Origin of the sequence: Iodobacter sp., from assembly GCF_025352645.1 — a bacterium.
GTDB lineage: Bacteria > Pseudomonadota > Gammaproteobacteria > Burkholderiales > Chitinibacteraceae > Iodobacter.
In genome coordinates this window covers 24988-40971 of the sequence record NZ_JANXSO010000107.1, presented here as the reverse complement: position 1 = coordinate 40971, position 15984 = coordinate 24988, and the positions used below count along the sequence as shown (strand labels likewise).

The window sequence follows — 15984 nt, the reverse complement described above, 5'->3', positions numbered from 1 at the left end:
TTGATATGCAGAAAATTGGCACGGCAGATAATAAATTTGTAGATGGCAATCCCGTTACCGGCACGCTGGGTACCGTGCTGCCTGCAGCATGGCTGAATTCTGTGCAAGATGAGATTGCGAATGCTATTACCGGCGAAGGGGGGGGGTACTGGATGCTGGGGATTCAGGCCAACTGGCCAAACGGTTGGGGCGACTGGCCCCGTTAAAAAGCCCTAACTTTACGGATAAGCCTACATTTCCAACCGCTTCGCGGGGTGATTCTTCTTTTTTGGGAGCAAATACCGCATTTGTGCAAGATGCCATAAACCAAAAGATCAGTAGTTTACCGTTTGCAACAACGATTATTGTTGGTGGGGATGTGAATACCTATTACCCCGTTCCTGTCCTCTTTTCACCAGAGCATAAATTGACGCGATTGATTGTGTATCGCTATTACAATTCGGCTCACCCTGCATCATTAGGAGCAGATCATGTAGCAGGTTTATTGCTAGAACTATGGGTGCGTGGTGTTGCATGGAGCGACTTTACTCTAACCAGATTGATGTATTACGGTTTTGCATATCACCAATCCGTCGCTGCCATTGAAAGTTCACTGATTGGACGAATTATTTACCTGCGTGGCGGGGGGATGGAATATACCATCAGTAGTGATTCTGATATGGGGGTAGGATCTATTCTTTTCGGTACTGAATTATTAAAGCCAATTATAGCTGCGAACACTTCCATTTGTCCCTTGCACCCTGCTTCTCCATATGCAGGAGGAGGGGTAAAAGTATCGCCTCGAACCACAACTGATCCAATGTGGAGCGCTGCCATTACCAACCCGGTAAATTTTTAAAAGGAGCTGGCTATGCTGCTGCAATCCGTTGAAACCCCACGTGTGTAAAGGTCAAGGACATAGGTAACACTTTAGTCCACAGACATAGGTGACACTTTTCGCGTTAAAGTTAAGTAATCATTTTTTGCACCTGTTACCTGTCGCTCATCAAACGAACCTAGTCGAATCGGCCCAAAGTAAACGTCCCACATCGCTTCACCCACCTGCTCCAAACCCACCCATTCACCACGCAATACATAGCCGATATAGATGCGCAAACTATGCCAATAAATCAGCCCGTTTTGACAGACACGTCCTCGCTCAAAATAGCTGGGGTAAACCAACTCAGGCAGCATTTCAGGGTAGCTGCGCGTCGAGGCTTGATAGACCGATTTCGGTACCTGTTGCCCTAATCCTTCGTGTAGACGATCGTCGTTATAGTGACGCTGAAATTCATCTAAAATCACCTGTTGCCGCGGTAAATCCTCTACACCAAGCGAGCCGATCCGTAGCTTTAACGTCCGATGCATCCGTTCATGCCGACCATTCTGCTGCGGCTTTCCGGGGGTAATTCGTTCCGGAATAATCCCTAAGCGAATCCACCAAATCGATAGCTTGGATAGCCCACCGACTCCCGTGCTGGCAAACGGTGCGCCGTTATCACTGCGAATTCGCTCCGGCAAGCCATATTGGCGAAACAATCGTTCAAACACGGCCTTGGCATCTGCGACTGAGGTGCTACTGAATCCTTGGCAACCCAGCAAGTAACGGCTGGCATGATCCATGATCGTCAAGGGATAACACCACTGGCCATTGGCGAGCTTGAATTGCCCTTTGTAGTCGACACTCCACAGTTGGTTCGCGCTTGTAGCCGCCTTGAGCGGTTGAATCGAGCGGGGTGTACGCTGAGCTCGACGACGTGTTTTGACGCAGCCCGCTATTTTCAAAATATTGTTAATCGTCGTCTTTGATGGAAGCAGTGATTCGTCGAAACGCGTCGCCAACAGCGGATGGATTTTCTTTGCACCAAGGATATCGCCCTTGTAATTGCGATACTCCAGCACCGCTTGACGCACCACATAGGGGGTGACAGCCGAGTGATGCGGGCGACGACTTTGCCATTGCAAGCCATTAATGCCTAAAGCGTGATAGCGCTGCACCCATTTGTAGCCCGTTTTACGACTGATCCCATACAGCAAACACAAGGCTTTAAAGGTTAAATCGGCCCGTAAATATTCGGCGATAAATTTCACTTTTTCATCCATCGGTTTCACCTCATTCCACGGCATAACGTGCTCCAGTTGTGCGTATCACAAACCAGAGAAGTGTTACCTATGTCCTTGGACGAATGTGTTACCTATGAGTGTGAACCTTACCGAAGGGGTGTTTGAAGCGGCTTAAGTCTTTGTATTTATTTAGAATGCCAGCGAAAGCGGGGAATACTTTCGCCATCAATTATCAGTATTTCAGTAAACATGGTTAAAGGCCGCACCCAAAGATCAAAGTCGCCATAAAGGCAGCGGTAAACCACCATTTCTTCCTCGGTTTCACTGTGTTTTGCAAGGCCAATCACTTGATAAAGTGGGCCTTTGTGGTGCTGGTAAATGCCGTTTTTTATGCTACTCATCATCTCTACTTTTGTATTGTGCATGTAAGGTGGCACGGCATGACTTCTTGGCGTGTCAGGGGATAGCAGGTAAGATCCAAGGCGAATCTTTACGCGTATTGTATTTCGCTTTGTTGCATTTGTAATTGGGCTTTATTTGCAGGATGCAGCAGTGGGGCAGGCGCTGGCCAGAAAATTGACGCGAATATTGGGTAGCGTTGATCATCCATTTAAATGATTAGCAGAGGTTGATTGTATGAAGATTGCAGTATTGCCAGGCGATGGCATTGGCCCAGAAATTGTTGCTCAGGCGAGAAAAGTGCTGAATGTTTTGCAGCAAGAAGGCCTTGTGATGGAGCTGACCGAAGCGCCACTGGGTGGTGCTGCTTACGATCAATACGGCTCGCCCTATCCTGAAGTCACCCAAAAGCTAGCGCGGGAAGCAGATGCGGTGTTGCTGGGTGCGGTGGGTGGCCCTGCTTACGATAATCTGGATCGGCCTTTGCGCCCAGAGCGCGGCCTGTTGGCGATTCGTAAAGACTTGCAATTATTCGCCAATTTACGCCCGGCTATTTTGTACCCAGAGCTGGCGAATGCCTCTACGCTTAAGCCTGAAGTGGTGAGCGGCCTAGATATTATGATTGTGCGCGAGCTGACTGGCGACATTTACTTTGGTCAGCCCCGTGGTATTCGCATTAATGAAGCCGGTGAGCGTGAGGGCTTTAATACCATGCTTTACGCCGAATCCGAAGTACGCCGTATCGCGCATGTGGCCTTTAATATTGCCATGAAGCGCAATAAAAAATTGTGTTCGGTGGATAAAGCCAACGTGCTGGAAACCACCGAATTCTGGAAAGAAATCATGATTGATGTGGCTAAGGAATACCCTGAGGTCACGTTGACGCATATGTATGTTGATAACGCCGCTATGCAGCTGGTGCGTAACCCTAAGCAGTTTGATGTGATGGTCACTGGCAATATCTTTGGCGATATCTTAAGTGATGAAGCCTCTATGCTGACTGGCTCGATTGGCATGCTGCCTTCGGCGTCGCTTGATAAAAATCACAAAGGCTTGTACGAACCTAGCCATGGCTCTGCACCGGATATCGCGGGTAAAAATATTGCTAATCCGCTGGCGACTATTTTATCGGTGGCCATGATGATGCGTTACAGCTTTAATCTGGAAGCAGTTGCGCTACGTATTGAAAACGCCGTGAAAAAAGTATTGGCCGATGGCCTACGCACGGCCGATATTTATGAAGAAGGCACTCGCAAAGTAAGCTGCTCAGAAATGGGCGATGCCGTGGTGGCGGCGCTTTAAGTATTTAGCACGCAGACGCGGCGGTATAAGGCTTGTAAAATAGACCGCTGGACGCATTTATAAGCAGGGCGCATATTGCGCCCTGTTTGTTTTAGTAAATTAAAGGACTGGATCATGGCAACAAAACCACTTTCTCTGGCGGTAATCGGCGCTAATAGCACTTCGGGCGAAACATTATTGGAGGTGTTGGGAGCAACGTCCCAGTCATTCTCTACTTTTTTCCCTTTAGCGCTTGAAGATGAAGGCGAGATGGTGGAGTTTCGCGGCCAAGATTTCCCAATTCTTGCCCTGGATGAATTTAACTGGCAAGTGCCCGATTTGGTGGTGTTTTGTGGCGAAGATACTGCCGCGGCAGCGCAATATGCCACGATAGCGGCTGAATCAGGTGCGGCAGTGGTAGATTTAAGCGGCGGTGCGGATGCGCCATTGGCAGAAGCAGATGCTCGGCTAAAGAAAGGTGGCGTGGCACGTTTGCCGCATCAAGTCACCACCATTTTGTTGCCTGTGCTCAAGGCCTTGGCTAAAGCAGCACCCTTCTCTGGCTTAACCGTTACGGCTATGTTGTCGGTATCGCAAGACGGTAAGGCGGCGATTGATGAGCTATCTGAGCAGACCCGCGCCCTGTTTGCCCAAAGTGAAGTACAAAGCCATGTTTATCCAAAGCGCATGGCGTTTAATTTGCACCCGGTGGCAGGCGCTGTGGATGAGTACGGTGCAAGCGTGGAAGAGCAGCGCATCATTGGCGAAGTGGCCAGCATATTTACTGACGTGCCAATGTCCTTAACGTGTGCCCGCGTGCCGATGTTTTTTGGCCACGGCATCAGCTTAAATGTGCGCTTTGCCGAAGATATCAGCTTAAACACATTAAAAGCGGCATTGAGCGATGCAGAAGGCGTGTACTTCTTAGAGGCGCAGGGTAGCGCTGGCTTAGCTACACCACAGGACGTAATTGGTGGCGATAAAGTTTGGGTAAGCCGCGTGCGTGCCAGTGGTCAAGGTGTATCTATGTGGTTGGCAGGAGATAACACCCGTCTTGGCGCTATGGCTGTATTGCGTTTATTAGGCGCAGCGGCCTGATAAAGGTAAAAGCTGTGTTTTATAGGTCACAGGCTTAGCTATTTTAATTGCAATTTAATTTAATCGTAGCGTCATAAATAGGACGCTACGATTTTTTGCGTGTTATTTAATATTGGCAAATATGCTTTGATATGTAGAATGTCAATTTAGCTAAATTAATGGCGCTCATGCACTTAACGCGTTTTAAATCTACTCTGCTTTGGTGTAAAAATAACGCCCTATTTAAGACCGGTATGTTGCTATTGATGGGGCATCAGTTCAGTAGAGGAAACCTCGGAAAATCCATCTTTGCTCATAATACTGCGTTGCACATTAAAAAATATTCTTACATATAATATATATGTGGCGTCTAGTTGTTAATACGCGTCTTGTCTTATTTAGGAGTATAGGTTTTTTGATACTTCCTAAAGTATATTTAAAAATGAGTAGATCAATGCACTTTTAAATATACTGATGTGTGTTGGTAGTTTAAGTGGGGTACTACTTTTTATGAATTTTAAAAATAATTTATTTGTGTTTACACAAACAAGGCCACGGCTTATTTTAGCTGTTCTGGCTGGGCTGATTTGTTTTGTTTTTTTGCCCAAAGAGTTGTCTGCATTGAGTCGGGGAATTGTCAGTTGGAATGTATTAGCGTGGTTTTATTTGATGACACTTTGGTGGCTTATGCTGCGGGCAGACCCTCAACATATTCGTAAAATTGCTCGACTTCAGGATGAAAGCGCTTTTTTGGTGCTGATTTTGGTTTGTGTCGGGAGTATAGTAAGCCTGTTGGCTATTTTATTAGAAATAAGCTCAGTTAATCAATTACGGGGCTTAGAGAAAACATTTAGCATTGCGCTGACTTTTTTTACCTTGGCGGCATCTTGGCTATTATTGCCCACCGCTTTTGCTCTGCATTATGCGCATATATTTTATTTGTCTGGGGTGGGGGCTAAGCCACTGTTGTTTCCTGATCATCCACCAGAGCCCTCTTATTGGGATTTCCTCTATTTTTCATTTACTATTGCGGTTGCTTCGCAAACGGCAGATGTTGCCATTGCTAGCCCTAAAGTGCGGCAAATTGCTTTGCTGCAGTCAGTATTATCTTTTTTGTTTAATATGAGTATATTGGGCTTGTCTATTAACGTTGGGGCAGGGTTATTAGGCTGATGCTAATTTTTAGTATGAGAAGAGCGATATTGAATGTACTGCCTATTGATGTATAAGTAGAGAATAACAAGTTTTTATGAATTTCAAGCAGATTAAAAAAGCGCCATCCCCGAGTGTTTTTGTCGGGAATCCAACTGCGTAGCTGGCTTCCGCTCCCGACTAAAGTATTCGAGGACAGGCTCTACGCGGGAATGGCGACACTGATTTTAGTTATTTTCGGAGTCTTATGAGCCGTGATCAGTGTGGGCGCTTACTGTGTTATTGATCTCTTGGTATTTAACGCAAGCTTGATTTTTAAATTGATTAATAAACTGGATTAAACATGAAATTGTCTCAGAATAGACTTTGCCTTAGTGCACTTTTTTTTACTATGGCGGCTTGTAGTAGCTTTGCTCAGGTTGAACCAACCACGGCAGTGGATTGCAGAAAGATCACTGCTAGAGTAGAGCGCTTGGCTTGCTACGATTTATTAGCCGAGCGTTTTGATAAGCCAGAGGCTACGGTAGCGGCTAGCCCAGTACCTGCCTTAAATGTGGCTGAAGCGCCGAAAGTTGAATCTGTGCGCGCGGATCCAAGCATTGTTTCAGTGATTGATGCTGCTTGGGGCTTTGATCCTTTATCTGACCCATACAAAATATCATTTTTTAGAGAAAATTACTTTTTGCTTGGGCGTTATTCAAATAATCCTAATAATGCCCCTTATCGCACCTCTGCTGATGAAAAATATAATTTAAATAAGGTTGAGGCAAAATTTCAACTGAGTTTTAAAAACCGTCTTTGGACGACGGATGATAGGCGCTGGGGTATATGGGCTGCGTATACTCAGCAAAGCCATTGGCAATTGTATAATAGTGAAGTTTCACGGCCATTTCGTGATAGCAATTATATGCCCGAATTAATTGTGAGCTATCGCCCAAATCTAGATTTAGGAGCTGGCGTTAAGTGGATGCTATTAAATGGAGGATTTATCCATGAATCTAATGGGCGTTCAGATTCTATTTCACGCAGTTGGAATCGGTTTTATTCTGAAGTGGGTGTAGAAAAAGGTAATCTTGCATTGTTTGGTACAGTTTGGTATCGGGTCAAAGAAAATGCCGATACAGATGATAACCCAGATATTGTTGATTATTTAGGGCATGGAAAACTAAGTGCGGTCTATCGCTGGCAAGGCAATAGCTTTACGGGTGAGCTGCGCGGTAACCTAAGTACCGGTAGGGGGGCAATCAAGGCGGGGTGGTTTACGCCGCCTGTGCTTGGGCCATTACGTGGTTACGTGCAGGTTTTTAGTGGCTATGGTGAAAGTATGATTGATTATAATTGGAAGCAAACCACGATTGGCGTTGGACTTGCCATTAATGATGGCTTTTAATTGTTAAATTAGCGTTATTTAAAGTAAATTAAATGAGATTTAGCCAAAAAACTAAAAATACATCAATAATTTTTTGATTAAATAGCGCCGCAAATAATGACTTATTTGCGGCGCTATTTTTTTGCCAAAATTAGTGATTGGCACAACTTGCTGTGGCAGCAAGGCCAAGGGCTTGGCAAAGCGCCATAAAACGCTCGAGCTTATTACTGCGCACCAGCAGAATTTGCATTTCGTTTGCAACGTTCTTGCTGAAATTAATCAGTGTAAAGGCAGGGGCAAGTTCGTTTTGAATGCGGCTAAGCGCACCGGCTGTGGTCAGTGCCGTAAGTGCATCGGCGCTGAGTTCTAGCTCGCCTTCGCCAAAGGCATCTTCAATTTGCTTGTATAGCTCTTCTGCTTGGGATGATTTAAAAATCAGGCCATCTTCAAGTTGCTCAAGCAATACCCATTCCCAGAGTGGAATAGCAAACTCTTCTTTGTAGCTACTTGCTGGATCATTGGCGAGGTAGGTCTGAGCATCGGCATGTGCTTTGATCACTTCAGCGCTCATTGCAGCGATGTCGTTTTCTTCTAGGCCGCCGTCGGCGATGATTTCGAATAATTCGGTGATTAGAGCGTGATTCATTGGGTAATCCTGATAAAAAAATGCGGTCAAACGCTAGCTTTAGTTGATGCTTACAACAGCTGCTTGAAATTAAGCCTAGGCACTGATTGGCCTTGGCGCTTTGTAGCCAAGAAAAGCAAGGCTGCTATATGCGCTGGTGGCAGATGATAAAGGGATTTACCCGCTAGCGTTATCACTTATGTGTTTATTAATGCCGCTTAACTGAGTTTTGTGGTGCTTTAATCGGCGCTAAAGGCGTTTGATCTGCCTCCTGAGCTATCTGCTTGACCATTTCACGGCTCAGTTCTTTAATCTTTCAATCTCATTTGTAAAGCATATTAGGGCCGAGCTAATTGCGCTATGGCATACCTTATTCGCCACAATATCTGCTGCCGTTTCAATTGCTCCAATAATGGGGAGGGTAATAGAGGCATCAGCTATCCAGTGTGCCGACATCATTTTGAGTATTTCTTGTAGTGAGTCAAAGGCGTGATGGGCGCGTGGCGCTGCGTTGAAGGTGACTACGGGTTTATTGACCAAAGCTGGTGTGCTCACTAGCCAATCTAAGGCGTTTTTGAGCACGCCGCTCACTCCGTGAGCATACTCTGGGCTAGCGACAATTAAGCCATCGGCTTGGATGATTTGATCTCTTAAATCGGCAATAACAGGAAAATCGTCGATATCTAAATCAGGGTTGAATGGGGGAATCAGCGCGAGCTGCTGATATAGCGTGATATTGATACTTGCGGGGGCAAGCTGCTGCATGGCTCTTAGCAAGGCAGTATTGCGCGAAGTGGCTCGCAGGCTGCCGGATAGGGCAAGAAGTTGTATTTTTTTGCACATTTATAATCCGAGTATCGAGGCTGTAAATTATGCCTAAGCAGTGGCTTTGCTTGTGTACTTTAATGCGCCAGTAGCAGGTGTAAACACAAATAAATAAGAGTGTGCGCTGTGATGGGCACACCCTCTTATCGTTGAATCCACTAACTGGCAAGGGGCTCTAAGCCTTTGATAAAGACCATTCCATCTATAAATATAGCCCCAAGCCAAGCGCAAATACGCCATAGAGTAGCCCTATGGCGCTGAGTTGTTTGCAGTTTACGTGCCCGCACCTAAACATCTGCCATAGCAGCACAATAGCAATTGTGGTGACAATACCAGAAGCCAGTAATGGGCCATCAAAGCGCCAAGGGGTGAAGAAAATACCCAGTGCGCTTGGAATAGTGGCCTGAATCATCATGGCGCCAGAGATATTAGCCAGTGCTAGCCGCTCCTTCCCTTGGCGTACCCAAATTAGGGTGTTCATGATTTCTGGTAGCTCGGTGGCAACGGGGCTGAGTAAGAGCGCTACTAAATGTGGGGACAAACCAAGTAGTGCGCCTAAACTTTCTAATTGGGCGACAAAAACATGCGAGGCAAAAGCGATAACGGCCAGCGCTAGCGTGACTTGTAAAGCGGCCCAGCGCCAGTTATTACTATTGGGGCGTAGCTTGAGCGGTTCTAGCTCTTCTTCCTCCGCTGCGGTTTCGGCGCTATTAATCTCTCGCCATACATACACGGCGTAGGCGAGTAAAAAGATCAGCCCTAGATAAGGTTTATAGGCAAACGCCACTAAACCAAGGGCTACTTTAAATATAAAAATAGCTAAAAAAGCCAGTTGATCTTGACTAAGGCGTACTTGATCAACTTGAACTAAATAATCTTTGCGCGCTAATCGCTGACGATTACGCCATAGCGCTAAGCCAACTACCGCATAGGCAATGGTTGCCAAAACCAAGGGACCACCCATGGCGGCACCAACCCCGATGTCTTTTTGTTCGGGTGTGCTACCCAATACTACGGCGGTAAAAGTGACGGCGCTTTCTGGTAAGGCGGTGCCAAAAGCAGCTAAGACCGAGCCCACGGCAGTTGCGCCTAACTTCATATGTCGCCCACACCATTCAATGGCGTTAACGAAATAATCACAGGCTAAATAGATGGCAATGGCGGAGCAAAAAAACAGCAGTAGGGTAAGTAACATGCAAAATCACAATGCCGGGCAAGCAAATAAACCAATGGCGCAACGATACGGCTTGCCCGGCAGGCAAACGCATCGAGGCCAAAGGTCTCGCTGGGTAATCCGCTATTCGCCGATTACTAATGACGCCATGCAGCAAGAGACTGCAAGTTTGTTGACGTCACCTCCCTCGCTTTGCGCGAAAGATAGCTACTCCCCAATGACAGGATGGCAAATTTTGGCAGAGATGGTGAGGCTGAGCAAGGTGCTTGTTTACACTTTATAGCCTTGTGTATTTTTACTATCGTGCAGAATCTGGCACTGTCACCGTAGAGGCTTATGAAAGCCGCCGCGAAAAAGACCACGCCATGCTGATGTTTAAAGTCTATGACTCGGGTATTGGCATTAGCCCAGAGCAGCAATTAGCGCTATTTCTGCCTTTTTCTCAGATTGATAATAACAATACACGTAAATATGGTGGCAGCGGGCTGGGGCTATCTATTGTGCGTGAATTGGCTAGGTTAATGGAGGGTGAGGTAGGGCTGGAAAGCGAGCTTGGCAAGGGCTCCTGCTTTTGGTTTTGTATCCGTATAGAGTTGGATTTTTCCGCGCCTAGCTACGTGCCCGCTAAGGCACTGTATGCAAGCCCCGCTGCAAAGTGTGCACTGCCTATTTTGGTGGTCGACGATAACCCGCTTAATTTAACCGTTATCAAAACAATTTTATCTAAGTTGGGCTTTGCGCTGAAGCTGGCAGAGGATGGGCGCGAAGCGATTGCGCTAAGCTTGCCCTGATTTTTGTGGATTGCCAGATGCCGGATATTGATGGTTTTGAAGCCACGCGGCAGATTCGCCAGCTAGGAATCACCATGCTGCGTCAAGGCACTGTTGGCGATCTTGCTCAAATACACCCGCGCTTAAGGCAATAATGGGAGTGCGGGGGCGCAGGTATGGATGATTTTCTCGCTAAACCCATTAATATCGAGGCACTGCAAGCCATGCTAAAAAAATGGTTGGCGGCATAATATCGCGCTATTTAAGGCCTGCATTGGTCTATGAATCCATTTTTGAATCAGTGCGGGCTAATTCAGTTTGCTTTTTTTAGGTGATATTCGCATTTGCACTCTTCAGAATTTTGAATTCTGGTGTAATCGACTGGCAGCGTGGTATAAGCTCAATGATCAAAATCTTACAGTACACATAATGAACTTGCGGGAATTGGCTCTGCTACTGAATTTATCGCCAACGACGGTAAGCCGCGCTTTAAATGGCTTTTCTGATGTCAGTGAAAAAACGCGGCTAAAAGTAGCTGCGGCGGCTGAGCGGCATGGGTATCGCCCCAATAGTACCGCCAGAAAACTGGCGCTGGGCCGCACCGATTGCGTTGGAATGATTTATCCACTGCAACCCAATGATTTAAATGACCCCGTTTTTCATGCCATTGTTGGCGGGATGACCGATCAGTTTAATGATGCGGGCATCGATCTGATGCTGATCTCAGCCGATAATCATAATGAGCTACAGACTTACCAGCGCATTACGGCAGGCCATAGGGTGGATGGGCTGATTGTGGCCCGCACTTGTGTATTTGATGAGCGATTACGCTATTTACAATCGTGCCAGTTTCCTTTTGTGGCGCATGGCCGTTCACAAATGGATACGCCTTATCCTTGGTTTGATTACGATAATGATGCGGGCACACGTGCTGCAGTAGCGCGCTTGCTGGCTCTGGGGCATAAGCGAATCGCCCTGATTTCTGCGCCCTTGGCGCTTAATTTTGCCATGCAGCGTAAGCAGGGATTTGTGGCTGCGATGCAGGCCGCGAATGTGACGATTGATCCGGCCTTACTACAAGAAGGCGCACTGACGGCGCAAATGGGTGAGGCACTAATGCATCGTCTACTTAAGCAAAGCCTGCGGCCAACTGCGGTGGTGGTGGATAATAATCTGGCGGCGATGGGGGTGTTAACGGCCTTGCGCCAAGCTGAATTAAGGGCTGGAACGGATATTTCATTGATTGTCTTTGGTGGCGTAGCTCCTGAGCTGGCTATGGGGCAAAACATTACCGCCATCCGCCAGCCTGAACCGCGTGAAGCGGGTGTAACGCTGGCAACGCTGATGTTGGCACGGCTAAGAGGGGAAGACCCTGCATCCCTGCAAGTGCTTTGGCCAACCGTATTGCAGCCAGGCACCAGTGATCAGGCTTGTTTGATTTAATTGAGCGGGGTGTTGGTTGGTCATATTGCTTGTTAATGAGAGTGATGCCGTCCATGGCCCGTTATGATAAAACGGGAATATCGCTGTGGTTTTTTGGTGAGTACTCGATTATTTACCCGTAGTTTTTAATGTAAATCGCATTTGATGGCTTGCCCGCTTCCCTTGTAAGGAAGCGGGCATTTTTATTGCCTTTTACAGTGGTATTGCTTAGAAAAAACGGCCACCTAAATGACATTAAAATAATGTAAATAGGGTTAATAATGTAGTTTACATCATGTAGTGCGCTGGATTAACTTACGAAAAATAAAATCCAAACCGCTTTGGAAATTGTGGTTGGGTTTGTTTTTATCGCTTTCAAACCGTTTAAAACAAATAAAACAATGGATTGAAAGCGCTTTTGATTAGGCTTGGCAATATGATTTGCTGTTTTGTAGCTATTTATTGATTTACTACAAGGTGGCTTAGTCGTTTGTCTATTCAGGGAAGAGATGAGATGAAGTTCAAATCAGTAAATCATTTATTTATACCGGCCCAGTTAGCGCTGGCCGTTTGTGGCTTAGGCTTGGCGAGCAGTGCCATGGCGATGCCGGTGGATTTTCATGGCTATGCACGCAGCGGTATTGGCTCTAATGCCACGGGTGGCGGATCGCAATCTTGTTTTCAGCTCGATGGTGCGGGCTCTAAGTATCGCTTGGGTAATGAATGTGAGACTTACGCTGAATTTGCAGTTGGCGGTAATGTGTTTGAGAAAAAAGAAACCGGCACGCGCTTTAGAGTTGAATCGCGCCTCGCTGTTTCTGCCAAGCAGTTTCAGGATTGGGAAAGTGATTCAGGTAAATCTGCCGAGTTTGCTTTCCGTGAAATGTATGTCACGGCCGAAGGCGTCGGTTTGGGCGACAGCAAACTGTGGGTAGGTAAGCGCTTTTATGATCGCCAAGATGTGCATATCAATGATTTTTACTTCTGGGATAACTCCGGCCCTGGCGCTGGGATTGAAAATGTAGACGTGGGTCTTGCTAAATTTGCCTACGCATGGCGTCAGAACACAGTTACTACATCTGACACCAGCATTGAAAATATAGATCGAAAAATTGGCGTATCCGGCCATGATTTCCGTTTGTCTGGCATTAAAGTTAATCCTAATGGCGAGCTAACGCTGGGTCTTGATTTGCGCTTTGCCAATAAAGCCGATAAAGACCAAGGTAAGGCCACTAATGGCTTTGGCTTGAATGTGATGCACACTCAAAACGGTGTATTCGGTGGCTTTAATAAGATTGCTCTGCAATACGCCAAGGGCAATATTTCTAGCTTTGCTGCGGGTTATCCCAATGTAAACGCGGATTCGGGCGATAAAGCTTACCGCGTGGTTGAGCAGCTAATGTGGCAGCCAGAAAACAGCCGCTACTCCGGCATGATGGCGGCGATTTGGCAAAAAACAGATCCGGTGGCGGCAGGCAAGGGCCAGACTTGGATGTCGTTCGGCGTGCGCCCAACCTATATGTTTACCGATAATCTGGGCGCGGCTATTGAAGTGGGTTACGACCGTGTGAAGCCAGAAGAAGGCGATGCTCGTAATCTGCTCAAAACCACGGCAGCATTTTTAGTGCAGCCGGAAAAAGGCTTTTGGAGCCGTCCGCAATTACGCTTTTTTGCTACCTACGCCAAGTGGGATCAAGCCGCACAAGATGCCGCTGGCCTAAAAGCGGTGAACAACCCGCTATCGGCCAATGGCCCGTTTGGCAATGATAAAAGCGGCTTCACCTTTGGCGCTCAGGCCGAAGTGTGGTGGTAAGTTGGGCTGGCTCAGTCTTAACTGATATTTAGACAACCCAAATCTTGAAACACGGAGGCCACAGAGAACACGGAGTTTCATGGAGAAAAGCGTTTATAAATCTGGCTATTTACTTTGAGTTTTTTCAATTTAAAAATATAGATTTTTACCGCTGTCTAATATTAGACAAGGCCTGCGTGTTCGGTCTCGAAATAACTTCCTGAAATGGCTCACATAGCATCATTCCCGAGTGCTTTTGTCGGGAATCCAGTGGCTCTACTGGATCCCAGATAAAACCATTCTGGGATGATGGGTGTGCTGTGGCAGGAAATGAACTAAGAGCTAAGTTGGCCCAAGTTGTTTAGATGATATTTAGGCTGATTTAGCGTGTTTAACCCCTTTGGGCCATGCCCAGAATTTTAAAATGGATTGAGTCATGCTCAAGACAGATCGTGAATGGTGGCGTGGTGCAGTCATCTATCAAGTTTATCCACGCAGCTTTGCAGATGCCAATGCCGATGGCGTGGGTGATTTGCAAGGCTTGCTCGGCAAATTGCCCTATATTGCCGCGCTGGGGGTGGATGCGGTCTGGATCAGTCCGTTTTTTAAATCGCCGATGAAAGATTTTGGCTACGATGTCAGCGATTATTGCCAGGTTGATCCGCTGTTTGGCACATTGGCCGATTTTGATGCCGTGCTAGCAAAAGCCCATGAGCTGGGCTTAAAAGTGATGATCGATCAGGTGCTCTCGCATACCTCGGATCAAAACACATGGTTTGCCAATAGCCGCTTAAGCCGCAAGGGCGACAAAGCCGATTGGTATGTGTGGGCCGATGCCAAGGCTGATGGCTCTGCGCCTAATAATTGGCTATCTGTATTTGGGGGCCCCGCGTGGACATGGGATACCCGCCGTTGCCAATATTATTTGCATAATTTTTTAAGTAGCCAGCCAGATTTAAATTTCCATTGCCCTGCCGTGCAGGATGCCATTTTAGATGCGATTCGTTTCTGGCTGGCGCGTGGCGTGGATGGTTTCCGTTTTGATGCGTGTAATTTCCATTTTCATGATCGCCAGCTGCGTAATAATCCGCCCGCTAAAAGTAAAGATACCAAAACGGTTAGTCCGGATAATCCTTACGGCTTTCAAGCGCATGTATATGATAAATCCCAGCCAGAAAACATCGCTTTCCTAAAGCGCGTGCGGCTCTTACTGGATGAGTACTGCGCAATGAGCGTGGGTGAAGTGGGGGATGACGATAGCCTGAAAGTGATGGCCGAGTACACCACCGGCGGCGATAAGCTGAATATGGCGTATAGCTTTAATTTGCTGACTAAAGACTTTAGCGCGGCGTATATCCGCAAGCAAATTGAAGACCTTGAAAAACGCATTGGCGATGGCTGGGGCTGCTGGTCTATCGGTAATCATGATGTGATGCGTGTGCTGAGCCGCTGGGGTAAGAACAGCCATAATCCACGCTTTTCGCGCAGCATGCTGGCGATGCTGCTGTGTTTCAGAGGCTCGGCCTGCCTGTGGCAAGGTGACGAGCTGGGCTTGCCCGAGGCCGATATTCCCTTTGAGCTATTGCAAGATCCTTATGGTATTGCCATGTGGCCAGAGTTTAAAGGCCGCGATGGTTGCCGCACCCCGATGCCTTGGCAGCATGATGCCGCCGCTGCTGGCTTTAGTACTGGCGCACCTTGGTTGCCGGTGCCTGAATCACATCAGCAGCTAGCCGTCAGCACGCAAGAGGGTGATCCTGAATCTACCTTAAACTTTTATCGCCATTTTATTACTTGGCGTAAGGCGCAGGCCGTGCTTTGGCAGGGTGACATTCAGTTTGTGGATGCACCTGAGCCGCTACTGGCTTTTAGCCGCAGCCTCAATGGTGAGCGCTGGCTGTGCGTGTTTAATTTATCTGAAAGTCATCAATCGCTGCCTTGTAAAGACAAGCTCACACTACTGGCCGATGCGGGCCTGAGTGGCGCAAGTATTAAATCAGGTGTGATTGAGTTTGATCATTGGGGCGCGCTGATTGCCCGTATAGAGGCGTAAGC

General features: G+C 47.2%; 14 protein-coding genes, 1 pseudogene and 1 riboswitch. Of the genes and pseudogenes, 10 read left to right on the top strand and 5 right to left on the bottom strand.

Annotation, left to right across the window (positions count from 1 at the left end; translation table 11 throughout):
- Positions 1-206 (top strand): annotated as a pseudogene (locus Q0R17_RS12510) (hypothetical protein); the annotation flags it as partial.
- Complete coding sequence (locus Q0R17_RS12505) at positions 185-838, top strand: hypothetical protein (RefSeq protein ID WP_293935633.1); 654 nt, start codon at positions 185-187, stop codon at positions 836-838. The pseudogene Q0R17_RS12510 and the gene Q0R17_RS12505, both read left to right, overlap by 22 nt.
- A gap of 71 nt (positions 839-909) precedes the next feature.
- On the opposite strand, the gene Q0R17_RS12500 is transcribed toward Q0R17_RS12505, so the two are convergent.
- Together Q0R17_RS12500 and Q0R17_RS12495 are read right to left on the bottom strand one after the other, a co-directional pair.
- A complete protein-coding gene (locus Q0R17_RS12500; protein ID WP_293935632.1) occupies positions 910-2106 on the bottom strand; it encodes a DDE-type integrase/transposase/recombinase in 1197 nt (398 codons plus the stop codon).
- 122 nt (positions 2107-2228) lie between these two features.
- Positions 2229-2447 (bottom strand): DUF1653 domain-containing protein, encoded by a 219-nt coding sequence (locus tag Q0R17_RS12495; protein ID WP_293935631.1) that lies wholly within the window; start codon positions 2445-2447, stop codon positions 2229-2231.
- 232 nt (positions 2448-2679) lie between these two features.
- Here Q0R17_RS12495 and leuB point away from each other — a divergent pair, with 232 nt between their 5' ends.
- The 4 genes from leuB (at position 2680) to Q0R17_RS12475 (ending at position 7342) form a co-directional block, all read left to right on the top strand.
- On the top strand, positions 2680-3744 hold the full coding sequence (gene leuB / locus Q0R17_RS12490; RefSeq protein ID WP_293935630.1) for a 3-isopropylmalate dehydrogenase: 1065 nt from the start codon (positions 2680-2682) through the stop codon (positions 3742-3744).
- Positions 3745-3858: 114 nt separating this feature from the next.
- Positions 3859-4821: an Asd/ArgC dimerization domain-containing protein gene (locus Q0R17_RS12485; RefSeq protein WP_293935629.1), complete on the top strand. Its 963-nt coding sequence runs from the start codon at positions 3859-3861 to the stop codon at positions 4819-4821.
- A gap of 489 nt (positions 4822-5310) precedes the next feature.
- Positions 5311-5973, top strand: a complete 663-nt coding sequence (locus Q0R17_RS12480) for a DUF1345 domain-containing protein (protein ID WP_293935628.1) — start codon at positions 5311-5313, stop codon at positions 5971-5973.
- Between the two features lie 322 nt (positions 5974-6295).
- The gene (locus Q0R17_RS12475; RefSeq protein ID WP_293935627.1) at positions 6296-7342 is read left to right on the top strand and encodes a phospholipase A; all 1047 of its coding nucleotides are present in this window, start codon (positions 6296-6298) and stop codon (positions 7340-7342) included.
- Positions 7343-7472: 130 nt separating this feature from the next.
- Here Q0R17_RS12475 and Q0R17_RS12470 read toward each other — a convergent pair whose 3' ends face one another.
- The 3 genes from Q0R17_RS12470 to Q0R17_RS12460 form a co-directional block, all read right to left on the bottom strand.
- Entirely contained in the window at positions 7473-7967 is a 495-nt protein-coding gene (locus Q0R17_RS12470) for a hypothetical protein (RefSeq protein WP_293935626.1), read from the bottom strand.
- A gap of 279 nt (positions 7968-8246) precedes the next feature.
- Positions 8247-8789 carry an NADPH-dependent FMN reductase gene (locus Q0R17_RS12465; RefSeq protein ID WP_293935625.1) on the bottom strand — a complete coding sequence of 181 codons (543 nt, stop codon included), beginning with the start codon at positions 8787-8789 and terminating at the stop codon, positions 8247-8249.
- A gap of 184 nt (positions 8790-8973) precedes the next feature.
- Positions 8974-9966, bottom strand: a complete 993-nt coding sequence (locus Q0R17_RS12460; protein WP_293935624.1) for a sodium:calcium antiporter — start codon at positions 9964-9966, stop codon at positions 8974-8976.
- A 2-nt stretch (positions 9967-9968) separates the two neighbouring features.
- Positions 9969-10173, bottom strand: a riboswitch (yybP-ykoY riboswitch).
- 38 nt (positions 10174-10211) lie between these two features.
- Between Q0R17_RS12460 and Q0R17_RS12455 the strand changes: the two genes are divergently transcribed.
- The 4 genes from Q0R17_RS12455 to Q0R17_RS12440 all read left to right on the top strand — a co-directional run bounded on the left by Q0R17_RS12455 (position 10212) and on the right by Q0R17_RS12440 (position 15982).
- Positions 10212-10736 (top strand): ATP-binding protein, encoded by a 525-nt coding sequence (locus Q0R17_RS12455; RefSeq protein ID WP_293935623.1) that lies wholly within the window; start codon positions 10212-10214, stop codon positions 10734-10736.
- A 408-nt stretch (positions 10737-11144) separates the two neighbouring features.
- The gene (locus Q0R17_RS12450) at positions 11145-12158 is read left to right on the top strand and encodes a substrate-binding domain-containing protein (RefSeq protein ID WP_293935622.1); all 1014 of its coding nucleotides are present in this window, start codon (positions 11145-11147) and stop codon (positions 12156-12158) included.
- Positions 12159-12651: 493 nt separating this feature from the next.
- Complete coding sequence (locus tag Q0R17_RS12445; protein WP_293935621.1) at positions 12652-13950, top strand: carbohydrate porin; 1299 nt, start codon at positions 12652-12654, stop codon at positions 13948-13950.
- 415 nt (positions 13951-14365) lie between these two features.
- Positions 14366-15982, top strand: coding sequence for an alpha-glucosidase family protein (locus tag Q0R17_RS12440; protein ID WP_293935620.1), 1617 nt, complete (start codon positions 14366-14368; stop codon positions 15980-15982).
- Positions 15983-15984 lie beyond the last annotated feature (2 nt).